Annotated in this window: 1 protein-coding gene, 1 pseudogene and 1 other annotated feature; of the genes and pseudogenes, one reads left to right on the top strand and one right to left on the bottom strand. The window is 67.1% G+C overall.

Annotated features, from left to right (window positions below):
* A pseudogene (locus FRCN3DRAFT_RS47815) lies at positions 1-212 on the top strand (IS110 family transposase); the annotation flags it as partial.
* 20 nt (positions 213-232) lie between these two features.
* Here the strand turns inward: FRCN3DRAFT_RS47815 and FRCN3DRAFT_RS0235625 are convergent.
* Positions 233-1,039: a class I SAM-dependent methyltransferase gene (locus FRCN3DRAFT_RS0235625; protein WP_007515507.1), complete on the bottom strand. Its 807-nt coding sequence runs from the start codon at positions 1,037-1,039 to the stop codon at positions 233-235.
* A gap of 1,435 nt (positions 1,040-2,474) precedes the next feature.
* Positions 2,475-2,772: a sequence feature (16S ribosomal RNA rRNA prediction is too short), on the top strand.
* Positions 2,773-2,780 lie beyond the last annotated feature (8 nt).

Genomic DNA, 2,780 nt, shown 5'->3' with positions numbered 1-2,780 from the left:
TCTACCTGCAGGCCTTCGCCGCGCTGGGCGTCTCTCCAGGAGCGAGGGCCTACTACGACGCCCACCGCGCCCGCGGCGCCACCCACCACCAGGCCCTACGCGCACTGTCGAACCGGCTCGTCGGCATCCTCCACGGCTGCCTACGCCACCACACCCCTTACGACGAAGCCACCGCCTGGCCCAGCCAGACCGACCAGAAGATCGCCGCTTGACAGTTAGAACCGTGGGATATCTAGGACGGGCGCGCGGCGGCGGACGCCCGGGCGTCCGCCTTGCGGAGGCGCCAGATGCACTCCGATGGCCAGCGGCGTGCCCACTCGTTGTCCGCGCGTTGGCGGCCGCTCAGGGTCGGGTCGTCCTTCGGACGGGTCTCCAGCAGGTCCTCGACGACCAGCCCGCAGGAGCGGAACAGACCGATCCACTCGCTGTACGGCAGGTTGGCGCTCACGAGCCCGTCGGCGTCGGCGAACATCCGCAGGTCGAAGTAGTCCCTGGCCAGCCTGCGGCCCGCGCGGTCACCGCCCGCCTCGACGGTGATCTCGTAGAGCGGGCTGATGTGGCTGAACGCCAGCAACCCGCCATTGCGCAGAATCCGAGCCGCCTCCGGGATCGCGTGGCGCGGGTCGGCGAACGAGAACGCGCCGTGGTCGGCGAACACGACGTGGAACGAGCCGTCGGCGAACGGCACGTCCTCGGCGCTCGCCTGGACCAGCGGGAACGTCAGCCCGGTCTCCCGCTGGAGGCGCAGGCTGTGCTGCAGCTGGCGTTCGGAGAGGTCGAGCCCGACCGGGTTGGCGCCGCGGCGGGCGAGCGCCGTCGACCACTGGCTGCCGCCACAACCCATCTCCAACACATCGAGCCCGGCGACGTCGCCGAAGATGTTCAGCTCCGACTCCGGCAGCCCCCACAGGCCCCAGGCGACGTCTCCGGTGAACGCCTGGCCGCGGATCCGCGGGGCGTTGAAGCGCTGGTAGTCGTCGGAGATCTCGTTCCAACGGTCCCGGTTGGTCCGCACGTGGGTACCCACGACGTCGCTCATCGGCTTCTCACCGGTCGCTCGTCCGTTCTTCGGTGCTCTGACGTTCGATGCCCTGACGTTGCCAGCCAACAACGTTCGTTGACGTTGTTGGCTGGCGTTGTTTCCTGAAGCTCTCTGGATCCTGAAGCTGTCTGGAGGTGGTGCACACCCGGCCGCCGCCGCGCACCCGGCTGCCGCCTGGTACCCGCGGCTTTGGTGCCCGCGGCCTGGTGCCGGTTGCCAGCCGCCGCCGCCTGACGTCGCCGCGGCACCGGCAGGGAAAGACGACTGGTCGGGCGCGTCCTCGTGGCACGAGCAGGCGACCGGACCTGTGACCGAGGTCCTGCCGCGGGAGGCACACAGTGACCAGGGAGCGGTGGCCAGGGAGTCGACTCTAGGGGACGGCTTCCGACGGGCACGTCCTGGGTCCGGCGAGGCGCCGCCGACGTCCTGGCCGCGGTGGCCACATCGCCATGGGGAGTCGAGGGGGATCCCGCGTTCGAGCGGCGCGGGCTTCGGCGGGGCCGGTGGGCGTGGAGCAGGGCGAACGGGTCCGGCCGGAGCGGGCGAACCCTCGCGGGCAACCGGCGGACCCGGCGGACCACCGGGCGGACCCGCGTGGGCTTACGGGCGGACCCGCGTGGGCCACGGAGCATCCGCACCGGCCATCCTCGTGCCGGGTGCGGACCGTCACATCACCCCCCTGACAAACCAAGTTTGCCGGGGTGTAACGTTACGTCTCGCCTCACCAGCTACGGCGCGAGCCGCGGCGACCGGGGTCGGCATCGTCGCCGGAGCACCGTGACACCGGGCCCCGATGAAGTCGACAAAACGGGGCGAGGTAAGGTGCTCCAGGACTCGAAAGTGGCGGTCAACCGGCTCAGCCGGAGTGAATCGACATCGGGTCGTCGTATCGGGTGACAGACCAGAAAAACCCGCGAAAGAGCCGCACGATTGGCTCGCCGGACCATCTGGTAAGTTTCCAGGACACGACAGGGCGACGCCAAATTCGGCCAGCGGCGGGATTTGACAGCCCTTCGGAAGCTCCGTAAAGTTCGACAGGCTCCGCGCCCCGGGAAACCGGGTGCGAGAAACACTTCCGGCCCTTGGGCCGGAGAACGAAAACGAACTGGTAGCGTACAACCGGCTCCGGTCGGTACGCGTCGGTGAAGTACCCCAACAGGGTGTGGATCCGGTTTATGCGTCCGCTCCTTGAGAACTCAACAGCGTGCCATAGAAGTCAGTGCCATAAATACCCCGTTCCGCGGGTGGCGCTGCTGGTCTGGTTTGATGCCGGGTTGGTGGTGTTGTCTGTGGGGGTTTGTAAGGTTCCTTTGGCATTTGATGGACGATCTACGGATCTGTGTCCATATTTTGCCGGGGTTTCTCCCATCGAGGGAGTTTAAAGCATCGATGGAGAGTTTGATCCTGGCTCAGGACGAACGCTGGCGGCGTGCTTAACACATGCAAGTCGAGCGGACCTTCGGGTCAGCGGCGAACGGGTGAGTAACACGTGGGCAACCTGCCCCAGGCTCTGGAATAACTCCGGGAAACCGGGGCTAATGCCGGATATTCACACCTTCGGGCATCTGGTGGTGTGGAAAGATTTATTGGCTTGGGATGGGCCCGCGGCCTATCAGCTTGTTGGTGGGGTAATGGCCTACCAAGGCGACGACGGGTAGCCGGCCTGAGAGGGCGATCGGCCACACTGGGACTGAGACACGGCCCAGACTCCTACGGGAGGCAGCAGTGGGGAATATTG

The organism is Pseudofrankia saprophytica (assembly GCF_000235425.2).
Taxonomy (GTDB): domain Bacteria; phylum Actinomycetota; class Actinomycetes; order Frankiales; family Frankiaceae; genus Pseudofrankia; species Pseudofrankia saprophytica.
The sequence above is the reverse complement of the archived record's forward strand: the minus strand, read 5'-3'. Positions and strand labels throughout refer to the sequence as shown.

Coding starts and splice junctions, on each gene's coding strand:
- FRCN3DRAFT_RS0235625 (WP_007515507.1), bottom strand. CDS start 1,039: ATGAGCGACGTCGTGGGTACCCACGTGCGGACCAACCGGGACCGTTGG.